This is a genomic window from Mycobacterium neglectum (assembly GCF_002591975.1).
In the GTDB taxonomy this organism is placed as follows: Bacteria; Actinomycetota; Actinomycetes; order Mycobacteriales; family Mycobacteriaceae; genus Mycobacterium; species Mycobacterium neglectum.
The window spans coordinates 1-17,408 of the sequence record NZ_NVQE01000031.1 but is presented as its reverse complement, the minus strand read 5'-3'; the positions used below and the strand labels follow the sequence as shown (position 1 = coordinate 17,408).

Annotated in this window: 16 protein-coding genes and 1 pseudogene; 11 read left to right on the top strand and 6 right to left on the bottom strand. The window is 63.8% G+C overall.

What is annotated here, in order from left to right; genetic code table 11:
• Positions 1 to 6: 6 nt before the first annotated feature.
• The 3 genes from CSQ99_RS21575 to CSQ99_RS21565 are packed head-to-tail and all read right to left on the bottom strand — an operon-like array spanning position 7 to position 2,254.
• A complete protein-coding gene (locus CSQ99_RS21575) occupies positions 7 to 633 on the bottom strand; it encodes a PaaI family thioesterase (RefSeq protein ID WP_099041045.1) in 627 nt (208 codons plus the stop codon).
• Positions 630 to 1,259, bottom strand: a complete 630-nt coding sequence (locus CSQ99_RS21570) for a cysteine hydrolase family protein (protein ID WP_099041044.1) — start codon at positions 1,257 to 1,259, stop codon at positions 630 to 632. The genes CSQ99_RS21575 and CSQ99_RS21570 overlap by 4 nt, the downstream gene beginning before the upstream one ends.
• A complete protein-coding gene (locus CSQ99_RS21565) occupies positions 1,256 to 2,254 on the bottom strand; it encodes an aromatic ring-hydroxylating oxygenase subunit alpha (RefSeq protein ID WP_099041043.1) in 999 nt (332 codons plus the stop codon). Before CSQ99_RS21565 ends, CSQ99_RS21570 begins: the two co-directional genes overlap by 4 nt.
• Positions 2,255 to 2,476: 222 nt before the next feature.
• Between CSQ99_RS21565 and CSQ99_RS21560 the strand changes: the two genes are divergently transcribed.
• From CSQ99_RS21560 to CSQ99_RS21550, 3 genes are all read left to right on the top strand, one after another.
• Complete coding sequence (locus CSQ99_RS21560) at positions 2,477 to 3,409, top strand: acyl-ACP desaturase (protein WP_099041042.1); 933 nt, start codon at positions 2,477 to 2,479, stop codon at positions 3,407 to 3,409.
• 105 nt (positions 3,410 to 3,514) lie between these two features.
• Positions 3,515 to 5,140: a flavin-containing monooxygenase gene (locus tag CSQ99_RS21555; protein WP_099041041.1), complete on the top strand. Its 1,626-nt coding sequence runs from the start codon at positions 3,515 to 3,517 to the stop codon at positions 5,138 to 5,140.
• Positions 5,137 to 6,261 (top strand): alpha/beta fold hydrolase, encoded by a 1,125-nt coding sequence (locus CSQ99_RS21550; protein WP_099041040.1) that lies wholly within the window; start codon positions 5,137 to 5,139, stop codon positions 6,259 to 6,261. Before CSQ99_RS21555 ends, CSQ99_RS21550 begins: the two co-directional genes overlap by 4 nt.
• Here CSQ99_RS21550 and CSQ99_RS21545 read toward each other — a convergent pair.
• The gene (locus CSQ99_RS21545; RefSeq protein WP_099041039.1) at positions 6,230 to 6,850 is read right to left on the bottom strand and encodes a TetR/AcrR family transcriptional regulator; all 621 of its coding nucleotides are present in this window, start codon (positions 6,848 to 6,850) and stop codon (positions 6,230 to 6,232) included. The two genes, CSQ99_RS21550 and CSQ99_RS21545, sit on opposite strands and share 32 nt — an antisense overlap.
• 67 nt (positions 6,851 to 6,917) lie before the next feature.
• Here CSQ99_RS21545 and CSQ99_RS21540 point away from each other — a divergent pair, with 67 nt between their 5' ends.
• The 3 genes from CSQ99_RS21540 to CSQ99_RS21530 are packed head-to-tail and all read left to right on the top strand — an operon-like array spanning position 6,918 to position 9,393.
• Complete coding sequence (locus tag CSQ99_RS21540; RefSeq protein WP_099041038.1) at positions 6,918 to 7,976, top strand: phosphotransferase; 1,059 nt, start codon at positions 6,918 to 6,920, stop codon at positions 7,974 to 7,976.
• Positions 7,973 to 8,347: a nuclear transport factor 2 family protein gene (locus CSQ99_RS21535; RefSeq protein WP_099041037.1), complete on the top strand. Its 375-nt coding sequence runs from the start codon at positions 7,973 to 7,975 to the stop codon at positions 8,345 to 8,347. The genes CSQ99_RS21540 and CSQ99_RS21535 overlap by 4 nt, the downstream gene beginning before the upstream one ends.
• Positions 8,344 to 9,393 carry a TIGR03857 family LLM class F420-dependent oxidoreductase gene (locus CSQ99_RS21530; RefSeq protein WP_099041036.1) on the top strand — a complete coding sequence of 350 codons (1,050 nt, stop codon included), beginning with the start codon at positions 8,344 to 8,346 and terminating at the stop codon, positions 9,391 to 9,393. The genes CSQ99_RS21535 and CSQ99_RS21530 overlap by 4 nt, the downstream gene beginning before the upstream one ends.
• 56 nt (positions 9,394 to 9,449) lie before the next feature.
• Here the strand turns inward: CSQ99_RS21530 and CSQ99_RS21525 are convergent, their stop codons facing one another.
• Positions 9,450 to 10,946 carry an acyl-CoA carboxylase subunit beta gene (locus tag CSQ99_RS21525; protein WP_099041035.1) on the bottom strand — a complete coding sequence of 499 codons (1,497 nt, stop codon included), beginning with the start codon at positions 10,944 to 10,946 and terminating at the stop codon, positions 9,450 to 9,452.
• Positions 10,947 to 11,032: 86 nt separating this feature from the next.
• Here CSQ99_RS21525 and CSQ99_RS21520 point away from each other — a divergent pair, with 86 nt between their 5' ends.
• Positions 11,033 to 12,058 carry an LLM class F420-dependent oxidoreductase gene (locus CSQ99_RS21520; RefSeq protein ID WP_099041034.1) on the top strand — a complete coding sequence of 342 codons (1,026 nt, stop codon included), beginning with the start codon at positions 11,033 to 11,035 and terminating at the stop codon, positions 12,056 to 12,058.
• Positions 12,059 to 12,068: 10 nt separating this feature from the next.
• Complete coding sequence (locus CSQ99_RS21515; RefSeq protein ID WP_099041033.1) at positions 12,069 to 13,304, top strand: cytochrome P450; 1,236 nt, start codon at positions 12,069 to 12,071, stop codon at positions 13,302 to 13,304.
• Positions 13,305 to 13,313: 9 nt separating this feature from the next.
• Here CSQ99_RS21515 and CSQ99_RS21510 read toward each other — a convergent pair whose 3' ends face one another.
• Positions 13,314 to 14,612, bottom strand: coding sequence for an amidohydrolase family protein (locus CSQ99_RS21510; protein ID WP_099041032.1), 1,299 nt, complete (start codon positions 14,610 to 14,612; stop codon positions 13,314 to 13,316).
• A 111-nt stretch (positions 14,613 to 14,723) separates the two neighbouring features.
• On the opposite strand from CSQ99_RS21510, the gene CSQ99_RS21505 reads away from it, so the two are divergent.
• From CSQ99_RS21505 to CSQ99_RS21495, 3 genes and pseudogenes are all read left to right on the top strand, one after another.
• Positions 14,724 to 15,314, top strand: coding sequence for a carboxymuconolactone decarboxylase family protein (locus CSQ99_RS21505; protein ID WP_099041031.1), 591 nt, complete (start codon positions 14,724 to 14,726; stop codon positions 15,312 to 15,314).
• A 117-nt stretch (positions 15,315 to 15,431) separates the two neighbouring features.
• Complete coding sequence (locus CSQ99_RS21500) at positions 15,432 to 16,820, top strand: MFS transporter (RefSeq protein ID WP_099041030.1); 1,389 nt, start codon at positions 15,432 to 15,434, stop codon at positions 16,818 to 16,820.
• Positions 16,821 to 17,002: 182 nt separating this feature from the next.
• Positions 17,003 to 17,278, top strand: a pseudogene (locus tag CSQ99_RS21495) (MFS transporter); the annotation flags it as partial.
• Positions 17,279 to 17,408 lie beyond the last annotated feature (130 nt).

The following is a 17,408-nucleotide window of genomic DNA, read 5'->3' as shown; positions in this document are numbered from 1 at the left end:
TGCCTCTCATGGCTGGTGGGGGAGCAGGCGGATCATCAGGCCGTTGGCTTCGCTGAGTACGTTGCCGTCAGAGTCTGTCATCGTCGCGGTGACGAACGCCTTCCGTCCATCAATCGAATCTATCCGACCGTGAGCGACAAGGGGTTGGTCTATCGGCGTGATCTTGCGGTAGTCGACGTGCAGGTAGGCGGTGCGACTGTTGGCCCGGCCCGCGGCCGAGACGATCATCCCGAAGTGCCAGTCGTAGAACAGCGGTATGACGCCGCCGTGCACGGCGTTGTTGCCGCCGACGTGGAAGCGGCTGAAGTGGCCCTCCATGACCACGCCATCGGGCCCGAAGTCCGTCATCGTCCACGGCGGCATCAAGGGATGGCCGAGCCCCGGCAGGTGAGGCCCGCGACCGGCGGGAGCGACACCCTGCGGCGCGCGGTGGTCTTCGAGGCGAGCGCACAGTTCTTCGATCTGGTCGGCGCCGTCGGCCCACAGCGACTCGTCCGGGTTGGTCGACACGACGATGTCCTGCAGGCGCCGCATGGCGGTCATGAACCGGCCCAGCTCGGGTCCGGCAACGACGGGTTTGATCTCGGGAAAGGCCGTGCTCTCGGCCGGGGTGTGACGGTCGGTTTCGGTCACGTCTGGTTCCACATCTCGATTAGGTCGCCGGTGGTTGTGATGGTGGCGAGCAGCGAAAGCATGTTGTCGATGATCGTGTTCGAGTAGTCGGTGGGGATACCGGCGACGGCGTCGCGTGGCAGCACGACGCGGTAGCCCTTGTTCACGGCGTCCATGCAGAGGTTGGTGATGGCCAGGTTCACCGAGACGCCGACGGCAACGATCGTCGTCACACCGAGGTTGCGCAGGACGGCGTCGAGGTCAGTACCACCCATGGGCCCGATGCCGTGCCAGCGACGCAGTACGAGATCGGTTGGTGCCGGACCCAGTTCGGGCAACAGCTCCGCGCCCGGGGTGCCCGCAGTGATGGCGATTTCGCGGCCCGAGCCGTCACCGATCGCGAAGATCTTCGCGTTGTGGTTGCCGCCGAGTCCGTCGGGTCGGCGTTGGACGAGGCAGTGGACAACCTTCACCCCTGCCGCCCTGGCGGCCGGAAGCAGTCGTTCGATGTTCGGAAGAGCCTCGCGCTGCGCTTCTTTTGCCAGGACGGCGAGTCCGGCGTTCGGTCCGACGACCGCACCCTGGCACTCCTGGGTGACGATCGCGGTGTGCGGGGGCGCAACGAGTTCAGCGAGGTCGATTCTCATACCGATGCGGGGACCTCGTAAAACTGCTGTGCCCACTTCCGCAGCGCCATATAGGGTTTCGCATCGATCTTCGCCAACGGCGGATTCTCGATGTACTCCTGATAGCGCCAGATGTCCAGGTCCTCCCACACCGTGCCCAGGAACTGCTTCTCGACTCGCTCGCGCACTTTGTCGGGCGGTACGTCAGACGTCTCGCCATCGAGCTTGGGCCACCAGATCGAATAGAACATCGTCGAGAGCCCGTCCTCGACCGGAGTGACGGCAAAGATCAGCCGGTGATTCGACGACCCCTCGAACACGCTGATCGCGCCGCCGAGCCCGAACATATGGCTGTGGATGTGCAGCGCCATCTTGTTCGGATCGTCGCTGCGTGCGTCCGGCCAGCCGGTGAGGAACTGCCACTGCTCGTCGACGATCTTCCACTCCAGGTTCACCGGGGTCACCGTGGCGCCGTGTACGTAATGGAAGTGCGAGCTGTCCGGACCGTTCTCGGCCACGATCTGCGGGTGGACCGGCTCGTTTTCGGTTCGGCGTGAAAACTCCGGGTACGGGCGGTAGTACGCCGCTGGGTCGGTCTCGAACTGAGGGAACGACGTGAAGATGTCGGGCATCTCCCACTGCGGTTCTTTGCCCTGGGGTTGGTGCCAGATGAACACGCAGCCGTTTTGCTCGTTGACGGGGTACACCCGAAGCTTGAGGGCACGGTTTGGCCGGTCCGGTTGGTACGGGATGTAGCGGTTGGTGCCGTCGGGGCCCCATCGCCAGCCATGGAACGGGCACTCGACGCAGTCGCCGACGACCTTGCCGCCGTGTCCGATGTGCGCGCCGAGATGCCTGCAGTGCGCCTGCAGCACATGGAGTTCACCGGATTCGTCGCGATAGGCGACGAGGTCGTCACCGAAGTACCGGAGCGGGCGGACCTCGCCCTGCGGAAACTCGGCCGACCAACCCGCCATGAACCAGCCGGTGACTTTCCAGGTGAACGGGACTTTCACGTCGCCTCCATACCGCCAGCGTAGTTAACGGAAGATATTACAGTAGAGGTTTCGACAGCTGCCGGTGAGACGAATGCGCGGACGATCGGCGATGCCAACGGCCACGAAACACGCTGTCTATCAGGCGATTCGACGTCGAGCTCCGCCGCTACGTCCGGGGCTTGATTTTCCGTCAACCTACGGTAGCGTAGGTTACGCAGCCGTAAGTATGGAGAGTCTCGAATGACGACAACTCAAAGTGCATTGCTCACCGAGCTGGAACCGGTGGTGGAGGCCAATCTGAACCGCCACCTCGCATCGGCGAAGCCCTGGAATCCGCACGACTACGTGCCGTGGAGCCAGGGTCGTGACTTCGCATTCCTCGGCGGCGAGGACTGGGTCCCGGAGGATTCGCCGCTGGACGACGTTGCCAGGGCGGCCATGCTCGTCAACCTCCTCACCGAGGACAACCTGCCGTCCTACCATCGCGAAATCGCCGTGCGTTTCGGGCCCGACGGACCGTGGGGTCAGTGGGTAGGTCAGTGGACGGCCGAAGAGGCGCGCCACAGCATTGCGATCCGCGACTATCTCCTCGTCACGCGCGGCATCGATCCCGTGGAGCTCGAGCGTGGCCGAATGGTGCACATGGTCGCCGGCTACGACTCGGGTGACAAGTCGATGCTCGAGGCGCTGGCCTATGTGTCGTTTCAGGAACTGGCGACCCGGATCAGCCACCGCAATACCGGCAAGGCGTCAGGCTGCCCGCTCGCCGAACAACTCCTCACCAGAGTGGCGACCGACGAGAACCTGCACATGGTCTTCTACCGGAACCTGGTCGATGCGGCGTTCGAGATCGCTCCGAACGCGACGATGACCGCCATCGCCCACGAGGTCATCAACTTCCAGATGCCGGGAAGCACGATGCCCGGCTTCGCCGAGAACGCCCTGAAGATCGCCAAGGCGGGCATCTACGACCTCCGGTCACATCTGGACGACGTCGTGCGCCCCGTGCTGCGGTTCTGGCGAGTGTTCGAACGCGACGACCTCGACGGCGACGGTGCGCGTGCGCGAGATGAACTCGCTGCCTTCCTCGATCTCGTGCAGGACAGGGCCGCGCACTACGACCGTCGTCGCGAGGAACGGCTCGCGGGAGCGGGTGCGTCCGCGGGACGCTGACCGCGGCGCGCTTGCCGACATCTGGTTGCGCCATCGACGACGCCCACGCCTGATACTGTAATCATTACAGTATCTGCCGTCGGAGTGAACACGAGGTGCCGACACGTGACCAGGCCCAGTCCCGCGCGATTCGATGCGATCGTCATCGGAGCCGGATTCTCCGGCTTGTACGCATTGCATCGGCTACGCGAACTCGGCGTGCAGACGCTGGTGCTCGAGGCGGCCGAGGACGTCGGTGGCACCTGGCTGTTCAACCGCTATCCCGGTGCCCGATGCGACATCGAGAGCATCGAGTACTCCTACAGCTTCTCCGAGGAGATCCAGCAGGAGTGGGTGTGGACGGAAACCATGCCGGCGCAGCCGGAAGTCGAGGCCTACCTCAACTTCGTCGCGGACAAACTGGACCTGCGCCGCGACATCCACTTCAATACGAAAGTCGTGGCGATGACGTTCGACGAGGTCGCCGCCGAATGGGTGGTCGAAACTCAGGACGGCGAAACGTTCATCGGATCGTTCGTGGTCGCAGCATCGGGCATCTTGTCGGTGCCGCTGGACCCCGACTTCCCCGGAATGGACACCTACACCGGCGCTTCGTTGTTCACCGGTCGCTGGCCGAAAGAGGGTTATGACCTCTCCGGCAGACGCGTCGGTGTCATCGGCACCGGCTCGACTGGCGTACAGCTGATCCCGGTCGTCGCGCAGCAGGCGGAGCACCTCACGGTGTTTCAGCGCTCGCCGGCCTACACACTGCCGTGGGAGGTTCGTGCATTCGATGACGGCGAGCTCGACGAGTTGAAGGCCAACTACGCCGAGATCCGGGCCGCGCAGCGGGCGCACATGATCGGAGCGGCGCGGCTGAGTGCCTTCTCGGTGATGTTCGAGATGATGGCCAACCCGCCGCTGAAATCCGCGTCACGTAAAGACCAACTGCGAGCCATCGAGGAGAACGGCGTGATCGGCGCGCTCAGTTGGGGCGACGTCTTCTTCGACATCGAAGCAAATCGCATGGCCGCGCAACTGTATGGCGAGGTGGTTGCCCGCATCGTGAAGGATCCCGAGACGGCAGCATCGCTTATCCCGAGCCATCCCTTCGGATGCAAGCGACCGATCATCGACCAGGGCTACTACGACACGTTCAACCGCGACAACGTCACGCTGGTCGACCTACGCAAGGCTCCCATCGTCGAAATCACATCGACTGGGATCCGCACCGAGCAGGGGCATCATGACCTCGACGTGATCATCTACGCCACCGGCTTCGACGCGATGACGGGCGCGCTCACCCGAATCAATGTCCATGGCCGCGACGGAATGTCGTTGGCCGACTTCTGGACGTCCGAAGGTCCGTACACCTACCTTGGGATCGCGGTGGCGGGATTTCCCAACCTGTTCGTCGTTCAGGCGCCCGGAAGCCCCTCGGCGGCAACCAACTTCGTCGCTGCTCTCGAGCAGCACGTCGAGTGGATCGGCGACTGCATCGCATACATGCGGGACAACGGCTACCGAAGCATCGAGGCGCTGCCAGATGCACAGCGCGAGTGGATCGAGCACACGACCGCCCTCGTGGAGCCGACGGTGTTGGCAGATCCATCATGCAACTCCTGGTACAACGGCGGCAACGTCCCCGGCAAGAAACGGATGTACATGGGCTACACGGCGGGAATCCCGGAGTACCGCAGACGGTGCGACGAAATCGCGGACGCCGGCTACACCGGCTTCAAGCTCGCATGAGGGCTTCCGAACGCGCCAGGCTCATCGGCCGCGATTTCGCCGGAGTGCTACCCCGGGCGCACGCCGCCGTGGCGAGCTCCGATGACTGGAAGCCGATGTCGCAGCGCGGAGCCCGTCAACTCGGTGAGGTGGTGCTCGACGAAATCGCCCTCTCGGGCATGACGTTGACCGCACCGCCGCCGAAACTCGAACGCACGGTGGACGCCTGCGCCGCAGCGGCCAAAGAGTTGTCGGGGCTCAGTGTGGCAGAAGCCAACTCGGAGCCGGAACCGCTGCGGATCAAGTCTATTCGGCGACGCCGGATCGGCCGCCAGGTCTACGAGCAGATGTCATTCGACCACGAGCCGCGGCTGCCGCAGTCACTTAGCAGCGAGGGGTTCGGCGGTCCCGCTACGGCGGTGGTGCACCTCTGCCGCACCGGCGACGACCAACGGCCGTGGCTGGTGTGGGTGCACGGCGCCGGTCAGGGCCAACCCATCGACATGCTGTTCTCACGGGCCCGCCGACTTCAGGACGAACTGGGCTTCAACATCGCGCTGCCGGTACAGCCCGGCCACGGTGCCCGCCGCGACGCATGGCCGTCCTATCCGGACATGGATCCGCTCAACAATGTCGCGGGCATGATGCGGGTGGTATCCGAGGTCCGGGCGGTCATCCGATGGCTGCGGCCCCAGTCCAGCGCGATCGCCATATCCGGGGTCTCCATGGGAAGCCCGGTCGCCGCGCTGGCCGCACACCTCGAAAAAGTCGACGGCGTAGCGGTTTACACGCCGATCTTCGGACTCAACGCAATGATCGCCCAGCACCTCGGCCGCTGGGGACCATCGGTGCGCGACACCATCGACCTGCTGCAGTCCGACACCGTGGCATCCGCGGCGTCGGTCGTCGATCACATGGACGTCGAGCCGACCCCGCCCCCGGCGCGCCGACTCATCGTGGGCGCCTGGAACGACCGGATGGCGATGCGCGAGCCCGCCCAGCTGTTGCACGAACGGTGGGGCGGCGAGGTGTACTGGCATCCCGGAAGCCATGTCGGACATCTCTTCGCAGGTGGGGTCCAGCAGGCCTCGGAGCGGTTCCTGCGCGGAGTCAGCGAGCGCTCGAGCCGTACTCCCGAATGAAACGGTCGCGGATGTAGGACAACTCGCGATCGAGGTCATAGCCATCGGCCAGCACGGTCCACAGGTACGCGGCGCCGAAGATGGCTGCGCTGAGGTCGCTGGTCGCACGGTCGATGTCGACGTCAGCGCGAACCGATCCATCGTCGACGCCGCGTCGCAGACCACCCTCGACCTTGTCGACGCCGCGCTGGAGCCAACGCTGAACACGTTGGCGCAGGGGCGATGTCGTCTTGACTCCCTCGAACGTGGCAACGAACATAGCGCGCAGAAAGCCCTGATCTTCGGTGAACAGTTGTCGAACTCGGTCGAAGTGGCCGACTGCCTCCTGCAGGCCGGTGGCATCAGGATTGGCCTCGGGGCTGAGTTGCTTGACATAGTCGTGCAGAAAGAAGGCGTCGAGAATCGCATCTTTACTGCCGTACCTGGCGTGGACCATGGCGCGGCTGTAACCGGCCCGACGGCCGATCTCCGCTGCTGTCGTTGCCTCCCAGCCCTTTTCGACGATCAACTCAGCCGCCGCCTCGACCAGCCGCCGACTGGAGATCTCGACTCGTTCCGGCTGCGTCAGGCCACGAGCAGGGGAGGGCACTCTTGCATATTAGACGCACGACAACTAAGTTAGTTGCATTTCGTCAAATAAGTCGCGGAGGAACTCGATGGTGAGTGCGGGCACGAGGTCGGTCCCCGACGGCATCGACGCGCTGACACTGCACTGGCTGACCTCTGAGCTCGGCTCCGACGTCACCGATGTTCGCGTCGAGCAGATCGCCATGGACAGCGGCTTCTCGTCGCTGCTCTACCGGCTGCACCTGACCGGTGATGGTCTCCCGTCGACGTTGATCGCGAAATTGCCCGCCGTGTCCGAGGCGCGCGGAGCGATGGAACTGCTCGGCGGCTACCGACGCGAACTGGCCTTCTACCGGAACGTCGCCGGACGCGCGCCGATCGCGACGCCTAGGGTCTACGCGGCACGAATGGCGCAGGACTCCGTCGACTTCATCCTGCTGCTCGAAGACCTGCAGGACTGGGAGAACGCCGACCATCTTGCGGGGCTTTCGATGGATCGGGCGCGGCTGTGCGTAGAACAGCTTGCCGGGCTCCACGCTTGGTCTGCCGACCCCGCGAATGCCTCTGCGCTCGAGGAGTTTCCGAGCATTGACACGCCGATTGCGCGCGATCTTCTGGTGCCTGCGTTCGCGCCGGGCTGGGAGGTCTATCTCGAGAAGTGCGCCGGCTCGGTTCCTGATCGTGTCGCGGACTTCGCGGAGAACTTCGCGCAACGGGCGGTGACGGCGTTGCCTGCGCTGACCGAACGCGACATGCTGCTGCACGGAGATATCCGCGCCGACAACCTGTTCTTCAACGGCGGCGAGATGAAGGTGGTCGACTTCCAGTTCGCCGCCCGCGGCTGTGGCGCGGCTGATATCGCCTACCTCGTCACGCAGGGTCTGCGTAGCGAGGCCCGCGAGGGCCACGACGAATCCCTACTGCGGGTGTACCTCGATCACCTTGCCGCGCAGGGCGTGACGGACTATTCGTTCGACGACGCGTGGCGGCACTACCGATACGCCGCGGTCTACCTGATGGTGCTGCCCGTCATCACACTCAACGGCTGGGAGGCCCTGCCCGAGCGGTCACGTGAACTGTGCCTCACGCTCACTGATCGCGCGATCGCCGCGATCGACGAGATCGACGCACTGGAGGTGTTCGAATGACCCGGTCGGCCCGTGAAGTGGTGGAGCTGTACAACCTCGTCGTCTGGAACGAGCGCAAGTTCGATCTGGCAGAGGAACTCATGGGGGACAGCGTGATACGCCATGGCGTCGGAGAGTCGACGGTGCTCACCCACGAGCAGGCCCTCGCGCGCATCGTGGACCACTGGGACATGTTCGAGACGATCCGCTTCGAGCTGAACCTGGTGGTGGCAGGTGATGACGGTGAGCACGTTGCCATCGTGTACCAGTCGCCGATGGAGCTGAAGGACGGCACGAAGACCGATGTCGGCAGCATGGAGATCTTCCGGGTGGTCGACGGCAGGATCGTCGAAGTATGGAATTGCGGCTACAAACAAGGGATCTGGCAATGACGGCGACTGAACGCGTATTGGACGAACTCGGCTACTACCTGCTCGCGGGAGCGGGCGGCGAGGGGCCGGCCGGGTTGATGGACGAGGCGCGCCGCGGTGAGGAGTTGGGCTTCGGCACGGGATTCATCTCCGAGCGCTGGAACGTCAAGGAAGCGTCGTCGTTGACCGGTGCCGCGTTGGCGGTCACCAACCGGATGCAGATCGCCACCGCCGCTACGAATCACAACACCCGCCATCCGCTGATCACCGGGTCGTACGCGACCACGATGCACCGGCTGTCGAAAGGACGTTTCACGCTGGGGATCGGCCGAGGTGTGGCGGCGATGTACGCGGCCTTCGGTGTGCCCGCTGTGACGACGGCACAGATGGAGGACTTCGCCCAGGTGATGCGCAGGCTTTGGCACGGTGAACTCGTCTTCAACCACGATGGGCCGATCGGCAAGTATCAGCTGCTCTTCCTGGATCCGGACTTCAACGAGGACATTCGGCTAGCGATCGTGGCCTTCGGTCCGCAGACGTTGGCGCTGGGCGGTCGCGAGTTCGACGACGTCATCCTGCACACCTACTTCACGCCTGAAACCCTGCAGCGCGCGGTCAAAACCGTGAAGGATGCCGCGGAGCAGGCGGGCCGCAACCCTGACGACGTCAAGGTGTGGTCGTGCTTCGCGACGGTCGGTGACCATCTACCCGAGGAACTCCGACTGAAGAAGACGGTGGCGCGACTGGCGACCTATCTGCAGGGTTACGGCGAACTCCTGATCAACACCAACGGCTGGGATCTCTCAGTGCTGCAACGCTTCAGGGATGACCAGGTGGTCCAGTCCATCGGCGGGGGCATCGACCACAAAGCCACGGCCGAGCAGATCGAGCACATCGCCACGCTCATCCCTGACGAGTGGCTGGAGCCCTCGGCGACGGGTTCGGCACAGCAATGTGTGGACCGCATCCGCAAGGAGTTCGACTACGGAGCCGACGCGGTGATCATGCACGGCGCGACGCCCGACGAACTCGAGCCGATCGTCGCCCAATACCGCGCAACGGTGTGATTTCGGTGCGCAAACAGTCGCTGAGCGATCGTTTGCGCACCGAAATCGCCACAGAGCTAAGGCGTGATGACGGTGCGGCTCACCGGTTCTGCGGCGGCCTGCCTGCTGTAGATCCCGCGCTGCAGCGCCGACAGCAGCGCGTTACGCGTCTCTTCCGGGTGGATCAGGTCGTCGAAGCCCATAGTGCCTGCCGAGCGGAACGACGCATCCAGTTCCGCTTTGCGCAGCTTGGCCTCCACGTCCTCGGCGGCGTGGGAGGCCTTGCTGAGAGCGGCAGCGCTCATCGCGCCCATCGTGGCGCCCGGGTAGGCGAATGTCGCGCTCTGGTTGTCGAAGCCCAACAGCGACATCACCATCGACCCGAAACCGTAGGCCTTGCGGAGCGTTACGTGCAGCTTCAGCGTGGTGGCCGCGGTCTGGGCGGCGAACATGCGGGCGCCGCTGCGCAGCACGCCGGTTTTCTCCGATCGGCTCCCGGGCAGCATGCCGGGGTTGTCGGCGAGGAACACGATCGGCAGATGGAACGAGTCGGCGACATTGATGAAATGTGCTGCCTTGTCGGCGGCGTCGGCGTCGATCGACCCGGCGATCACCTTCGGCTGATTGGCCACCACGGCGACGGGATGGCCGCCCAGATGGGCAAGCCCACAGATCATCGCCGGTCCGAATTTCGGTTGCACCTCGAACCAGCCACGGTCGTCGAACACCACGTCCAGTACGGCGCGCATGTCATAGACGCGCCGATTGCCTCGCGGCACGATGTCGAGCAGCTCAGGCGTCGAGCGCGGTTCGCTCGCATCGTCTGAGGGCAACGACGCGGGATACGACCACGCGCTCGGCGGGAAGTACGACAGATAACGGCGGATGTCGTCGAGGACCGCCTCGTCGTCCTCGGCGAGATTGTGGATCACTCCGCTGGCGATCGCCACCGACGGACCGCCCAGGTCTTCCTTCGAAATATCCTCGCCCGTGGACTCTTTCACGACCGGCGGCCCGGCGGTGAAGATCGCGCCCTGCTTGCTCATGACGGTCCAGTCGCATACGGGAGCCACTAGCGCGCCATGGCCGGCCGACGGGCCGAGCAGGCCGCCGACCATCGGCACCTTGCCTGAGCACTGCGCCTGGGCGAGCAGATCGGTGGGGGTGCGGCCGTAGTGCTCGCCGCTGGGCCGGAAGCCGGCACCCTCGAGCAGCATCACCAACGGAATTCGGTCCCGGAGCGCCAACTCCGCAAGCCGGTAGCGCTTAGCGTTGCCCCCAGGGCCGATGCTGCCCGCCAGCGTGGTGAAGTCCTCGGCCCCGATCATCACCGGTGATCCATCGATGAGACCTGAGCCGGCGACGATTCCGTCGGCGGCGATCTCACCTCCGACCAGGGTGCCGAACTCCCGGAAGCTGCCCTTGTCGAGAAGGTGATCGAGGCGCGCACGGGCGTCGAGTTTGCCCTTGCCGTGGTGCTTGGCCAGCCGCTCGGGGCCACCCATCGCCCGCGAACGCTCACGCCGAAGATCGAGGTCTTCGAGCGTCTCCTTCCAGCCCTGCTCGTTCGTCATGCGCTCTTCCTGTCGTTGAAAGGCGATCGTCGCACCGGCATGTTCACGTTGACCATACTGAATTGCTTACTGTAGCGTCTGCGGGCATGGGTACCGGCGCCGGCCTCAAGGTCGATGGCGGCGTTTTCACCCAGCTCCATGCCGTGGTCGACGCGGCGGTGACCTTGGAACGGCGCGGCTATGACGGCTGCTGGACCGCCGAGGTAAACCACGATCCGTTTCTGCCGTTGGCGCTCGCCGCCGAGCACACCGAAACCATCGAACTGGGCACCAGCATCGCCGTGGCCTTCGCGCGAAACCCGATGACGGTCGCGAACGTCGGTTGGGATCTCCAGGACTACTCGAAGGGCCGGCTGAACCTGGGTCTGGGCTCTCAGATCCAACCCCACATCGAGAAGCGCTTCAGCATGCCGTGGAGCCGGCCGGTGCCCCGGATGCGGGAGTTCGTGCTGGCGTTGCGCGAGATCTGGGCATGCTGGCATGACGGTTCGAAATTGCGGTTCGAGGGCGATTTCTATACACACAAGCTCATGACGCCGATGTTCACGCCAGAGCCCCATCACTACGGCATCCCGAAAGTGTTCATCGCAGCAGTCGGTGAGGCAATGACCGAGATGACAGGCGAAGTCGCCGACGGAGTTCTCGCGCATGCCTTCACGACCAAGCGCTACTTCGAAGAGGTGACCATGCCCGCGCTGATGCGCGGGATGAGCAAGTCGGGCCGGCAGCGCGATGCCTTTCAGGTGTCGTGTCCGCTGTTCGTCGTCACGGGTTCCGACGAGTCCGAGTTGGATGCCGCCGCCGTCGGCACCCGTAAGCAGATCGCCTTCTACGGTTCGACACCTGCTTACAAGAAGGTGCTCGACCTACACGGCTGGGGCGCGCTGCACGACCAGCTGCACGCCTTGTCGCTGAAAGGTGACTGGGACGGGATGGGTGCGCTCGTCGACGACGAGATTCTCGAAACGTTCGCCGTGGTGGCTCCAATCGACAAGCTGGCGGCGAAGATTCGAGACCGATGCGACGGCCTGATCGACCGCGTCATGGTGGGCTTCGGAAGCTCGACTTCCGAAGAGACGGTGAAGACGGTGTTGCAGGAGCTGCGTCAATGAGGAGCCGAACATGAGTACTCGGATCATGGATGAGGCGGGAAGGGTATTCGCCGATCCGCAGGCATATGCCGACGAGGCGAGACTCCATGCCGCACTGACACATCTGCGTGCCAATGCTCCGGTGTCATGGGTGGATGTGCCCGACTACCGGCCTTTCTGGGCCATCACCAAACACGCCGACGTCATGAGCATCGAGCGGGCCAACACCGTGTTCACCAACTCGCCAAGGCCCGTGCTGGCGACGATCGAGGGCGACGAGCAACAGGCCGCGATCGGCGTGAGCACGCTCATCCACATGGACGATCCGCAGCATCGCGCCGTGCGGGCGATCGGGGCCGATTGGTTCCGCCCGAAGGCAATGCGGGCGCTCAAGGTCCGTATCGACGAACTGGCGAAACGGTTTGTCGACCACATGATGGCGGCCGGCCCAGAGTGCGACTTCGTTCAGGAGGTCGCGGTGAACTACCCGCTGTATGTGATCATGTCGATGCTCGGCTTACCTGAATCCGACTTCCCCCGCATGTTGAAGTACACGCAGGAACTATTCGGCAGCGAAGACGCCGAGTTTCAGCGGGGTACAACACAAGAGGAGAAGATGGTTGTCCTCCTTGACATGTTCCAGTACTTCAACGAACTGACTGCGTCGCGGCGCAAGAACCCGACCGAGGATTTGGCGTCCGCGATCGCCAACGCCACGATCGACGGTGCGCCGCTCTCCGACATCGATACGGTTTCCTACTACCTGATCATCGCCACTGCCGGCCATGACACCACCAGCGCGACGATTGCGGGTGGCCTGCATGCGCTGGTCGACAATCCAGATCAACGGGAACGGTTGCGCGCCAACATGGATCTGATGCCGCTGGCGACCGAGGAGATGGTCCGCTGGGTCACCCCGGTGAAGGAGTTCATGCGCACGGCGCGTGAGGACACCGAAGTCCGGGGTGTGCCCATTTCCGCGGACGAATCGGTACTGCTGTCCTATGTGTCGAGCAACCGCGACGAAGACGTCTTCGACGATCCGTTCCGGTTCGACGTCGGCCGCGAACCGAATAAGCACAACGCGTTCGGCTACGGCGTGCACTTCTGCCTTGGCGCGGCGCTGGCACGCATGGAGGTCAACAGCTTCTTCTCCGAACTCGTGCCGAGACTCGACTCGATCGAATTAACGGGAGATCCTGCGCATATGGCGACGATCTTCGTCGGCGGGCTCAAGCACCTGCCGATCAGGTATTCGCTGCGCTGACCTAGGCGGTCACTTTTGTTGCGCGGTGGCCCTATCCAGTTGCGCTTGCAGTGAATTCGCCCCGAGTCCGTCCCCGCCGTGCTCGTGCTTGCTCAGCGCCTGGATGGACACGTCGTGGCCCTCTGCCGCCTTCCGTAGCGCGCCGACGGTCGCCTGCTCCTTGGCGATGTGGCTGAACGGATCGAAGTGGTACCAGCGCATGGCGTTCTCGTAGGTCATCTTGTTGATCTCGGCGTCGGTCGCGTTGTACTTCTTGAGGACCGCGTCGAGTTGCTCGGGAGCACTCGGCCACATTGAATCGCTGTGCGGGTAGTCGGCTTCCCAGCAGATGTTGTCGATACCGATCTCGTTGCGCAGCGCCACCCCGACCGGATCGGAGATGAAGCAGGTCAGGAAATGGTCGCGGAAGACCTCTGAGGGCGTCTGCTTGCCGAAGTCCTGGCCTGTCCACGTCGAGTGCATCTCGTATGTGCGATCGGCACGGTCGAGGAAGTAGGGTATCCATCCGGTGCCGCCCTCGCTCAGCGCGATCTTGAGGTCGGGGTATTTCTTGATGGGCTTGGACCACAACAGATCCGCGGCGGCCTGCACGATGTTCATCGGCTGCAGCGTGATCATCACGTCCATCGGAGCATCCGCGGCGGTGATGGCGAGCTTTCCCGAGGACCCGATGTGCACGTTCATCACCGTGTCTGTATCGACCAGCGCCTCCCACATCGGCGTCCAGTAGTCGTCGTGGAACGACGGGTAGCCCATCGCCGCGGGGTTTTCGCTGAATGTCAGTGCATGCACGCCGCGTTCGGCGTTGCGGCGGATCTCCTTGGCGCAGGCTTCGGCGTCCCAGATCACTGGCAGCGTCATGGGAATGAACCGGGCGGGATAAGCCCCGCACCACTCCTCGACGTGCCAGTCGTTGTAGGCCTGCACCAGGGCCAGACTGAACTCGGGATCCTCGGTGGCGAACAATCGGCCGGCGAAGCCGCAGAAGGTTGGAAAGCAGATGGAGCCGAGGATGCCGCCGGCATTCATGTCCTTGACGCGCTCGTCGACCTGCCAGCAGCCAGGCCGGATCTCGTCGAGGCCCTGAGGCTCCAGGCCGTACTCCTCCTTCGGCCGGCCCGCGACAGCATTCAGCGCCACGTTCGGGATCACCACGTCGCGGAACTGCCAGGTGTCGGACCCATCGGGGTTGTGCACCAAACGGGGTGCCTCGTCCAAGTACTTCTTCGCCAGATGGTTGCGGAACATGTCCGGCGGCTCGACGATGTGATCATCGACGCTGATCAGGATCATGTCGTCTTTGTTCACGGCGGCGCTCCTCTGTAGTTGCTTACCGTATGACCAACAGTTTAGCTGTCGCAGTCCCGCGCGTTACGGTGTTCCTCAGCGCTAACCTACGGCGATGTGAGGTGACTTGAAGTGACAAAGCCCCGAATTGCCCCGTCCGCGGCGTTCTCTGCGATCCCGGTGGAAGACCTCGGTCAAGGTGACCGGATCAACCTCGGGGTGGCTTCGATACTCGGTCATCGGCCTGAGGTGGCCGGCGCGCTGGGAGCGTTGAAGGCGGCGCTTGTCTCCACCGGCACGCTGTCGCCGCGGCTCGCCGAACTGGTGCGGTTGCGGATCGCCTTCCACAATCAGTGCCGCAGTTGCATGTCGGTGCGCTACCAGAGCGCGATCGACGATGGGCTCACCGAGGACCTGGTGTGCTCGCTCGAACAGCCGGCAGAGGCCGATGACCTCACTGAAGCCGAACGCAGCGCACTGCGATACGCCGACCTGTTCGCCACGAACCACCTGGCGATCGACGACGCGGTGTACGACGATCTGCGCCAGCACTTCACCGAGGACGAACTCGTCGAACTCGGCGTGCACTGCGCCTATGCGGTGGGCATGGGCCGGCTGGCGGCGACGTGGAGCGTCACAGACGACGTGCCCGACGCATTCCGCTCGACATCGGATTCGCCTCTGGCGCCGTGGGATTCCGAAGGTGTCGTCGCATCCGGATAGTTACTACTGGTCAATGCCTTGAACAGCTCGCCAACCTATCTCCGCGTACGAGCCTCAGATTGCGCTGGCCGCTGGCATGATGTGCCTTTGCCAAAACCTCGGCTGAGAGGCGCGTAGATGAGCACCGAGACGTCCGACCCCGATCTGGTCGGCGGGATTCCCCGTCGCCGTATCGTGATCGCCTCGATGGTGGGCACCACCATCGAGTTCTACGACTTCTACATCTACGCGACCGCCGCGGTTTCGGTGTTTCCGCATCTGTTCTTCCCCAAGGGTGATCCGACGACGGCACTTTTGGCCTCGCTGGCCACCTTCGGTCTCGCCTTTGTGGCCCGCCCGGTGGGCTCGGTCCTGTTCGGCCACTTCGGCGATCGAGTAGGCCGCAAGGCCACCCTGGTCGCCTCCCTGCTGGTGATGGGGATTGCGACCTTCGCGATCGGGCTGTTGCCGACCTACTCCCAGGTGGGAATCCTGGCTCCGGCACTGTTGGCGATCATGCGCTTCTCGCAGGGATTGGCTCTCGGCGGCGAATGGAGCGGAGCGGCGCTGCTGGCCACCGAGACTGCGAAACCCGGTAGGCGAGGCTGGGCCGCGATGTGGCCGCAACTCGGAGCGCCGTTCGGGTTCCTGTTGGCCAATGGCCTTTTCGTGGGGTTGCTGCTGTGGCTCGGTCACAGCAATGTGACGCCCGATCTTGACGGGGCGTTTCTGACGTGGGGCTGGCGCGTGCCGTTCATCCTGAGCGCGGTGATGGTGGCCATCGGCCTGTATGTGCGGCTGCGCCTCGTCGAGACACCGGTGTTCACCCGCGCCGTCGAACGTGGCGAGAAGGTGAAAGCTCCAGTGGCCGAAGTATTTCGGACCAGTTGGCGCCAGCTGATCATCGGCACTTTCGTCATGCTGGCGACCTACACGATCTTCTACATCGTGACGACGTGGGCGCTGAGCTTCGGCACCGGCAAGCGGCCGCCAGACGGCAAAGGCCTTGGGTTCGCCTATGTCGACTTCCTGCAACTCCAGCTGATCGCCGTGCTGTTTTTCGCGGCAACATTGCCCTTGTCGGGGTTGGTCTCCGACCGCTTCGGCCGCAGGCGCTCGCTGCTGGTCGTGACTTTGGGAATCATGGCCTACGGTGCGCTGTTCGCCCCGATGCTCGGATCTGGTGAGACCTCGCAAGGCATGATGCTGCTCTTCCTGGTGATCGGAATGACGTTGATGGGCTTCACTTTTGGGCCGATGAGCGCCGTGTTGCCCGAATTGTTTCCGACGAACGTGCGATACACGGGATCGGGGATCTCCTACAACGTCGCGAGCATTCTGGGGGCTGCGGTAGCGCCGTTCATCGCAACCTGGCTCGCCACGTCCTACGGCGTGGGCTGGGTGGGCCTGTACCTCTTCATCGCGGCATCCTTGAGCTTCATTGCGATTCTGGTCATGCGCGAGACCAAGGACGCCTCGTTGGATTCTGTAGGCGAGCCAGACCCAGAAACAATCATCACTCCCTAGCCGTCAAAAGCATCAAGTTCCAGCAAATAGTCAGGCTTACCTAAGCCGCGGATGCGGATCGGCGAATCTAATTCGCACTGCGCAGTGGGCTCTGCGTTTGCCGCAAATGTTTCCGCGAAAGTCACACCTCGTTGGCCGGCTGATGATTATCTAGGAACGTGAACACGGCGACTTCGCCGGACATCGGCACCGGCAGAACTGTGAATTTGGTGCTGGCTACGTGGGTTTCGGCGATCAACTTCTGGGCCTGGAACATGATCGGGCCCCTTTCGACCACATATGCGGGCGACCTGTCACTGAGCAGCACCGAGGCGTCGATGCTCGTCGCCACCCCGATCCTCGTCGGATCGCTGGGCCGCATCGTCATCGGATCGCTGACCGACAGATTCGGCGGTCGCACGATGTTCATCGTTGTGTCCGTTGCATCGATCGTGCCCGTTCTCGCCGTGGGAGCGGCAGGGGAGCATGTCCCGAGTCGCGTGGAATTTGGGTGACGATCCACGATGAACTCTAGGCGGCGGCACCGACAGATTTGGTGTCGGCGCCGGTGTCGGGGTGAGCGTGTCGGCGCAGGGCGTCGACGAGCTG

Excerpts from the sequence above, each read along its gene's own strand:
- CSQ99_RS21525 (WP_099041035.1), bottom strand. The coding sequence starts at position 10,946 with ATGACGAACGAGCAGGGCTGGAAGGAGACGCTCGAAGACCTCGATCTT.
- CSQ99_RS21515 (WP_099041033.1), top strand. The coding sequence starts at position 12,069 with ATGAGTACTCGGATCATGGATGAGGCGGGAAGGGTATTCGCCGATCCG.
- CSQ99_RS21570 (WP_099041044.1), bottom strand. The coding sequence starts at position 1,259 with ATGAGAATCGACCTCGCTGAACTCGTTGCGCCCCCGCACACCGCGATC.
- CSQ99_RS21535 (WP_099041037.1), top strand. The coding sequence starts at position 7,973 with ATGACCCGGTCGGCCCGTGAAGTGGTGGAGCTGTACAACCTCGTCGTC.
- CSQ99_RS21500 (WP_099041030.1), top strand. The coding sequence starts at position 15,432 with ATGAGCACCGAGACGTCCGACCCCGATCTGGTCGGCGGGATTCCCCGT.
- CSQ99_RS21540 (WP_099041038.1), top strand. The coding sequence starts at position 6,918 with ATGGTGAGTGCGGGCACGAGGTCGGTCCCCGACGGCATCGACGCGCTG.
- CSQ99_RS21520 (WP_099041034.1), top strand. The coding sequence starts at position 11,033 with ATGGGTACCGGCGCCGGCCTCAAGGTCGATGGCGGCGTTTTCACCCAG.
- CSQ99_RS21530 (WP_099041036.1), top strand. The coding sequence starts at position 8,344 with ATGACGGCGACTGAACGCGTATTGGACGAACTCGGCTACTACCTGCTC.
- CSQ99_RS21560 (WP_099041042.1), top strand. The coding sequence starts at position 2,477 with ATGACGACAACTCAAAGTGCATTGCTCACCGAGCTGGAACCGGTGGTG.
- CSQ99_RS21550 (WP_099041040.1), top strand. The coding sequence starts at position 5,137 with ATGAGGGCTTCCGAACGCGCCAGGCTCATCGGCCGCGATTTCGCCGGA.